Genomic DNA, 248 nt, shown 5'->3' on the forward strand with positions numbered 1-248 from the left:
CTTGCTGCGGACCCATTCCGCCCCGGCCCGCGTCTTGCCCGCGCCGCGCCCGCCCATGATCACCCATGTCCGCCAATCGCCCTCGGGCGGCAGTTGGTGGTTGAGCGCCCAGAACTCAAACAAAAAAGGGAGAGCCAGAAGCTCTCCCTCACCGAGTTCATTCAGAAACTGCGCCTGGGTCTGAGCATCGGCGCAGGCGATCCAGCTTGCACCCGATGTCAGCCCGCGCTTTGTCCATGTCGAGGGCA

Annotated in this window: 1 pseudogene; it reads right to left on the reverse strand. The window is 64.5% G+C overall.

The annotated features are described in order from the left end of the window. Positions 1-222, reverse strand: a pseudogene (locus FCK22_RS18720) (ATP-binding protein); the annotation flags it as partial. Between the last annotated feature and the right edge of the window lie 26 nt (positions 223-248).

The organism is Sulfitobacter sp. 15WGC, assembly GCF_005068605.1.
GTDB classification, from domain to species: domain Bacteria; phylum Pseudomonadota; class Alphaproteobacteria; order Rhodobacterales; family Rhodobacteraceae; genus Sulfitobacter; species Sulfitobacter faviae.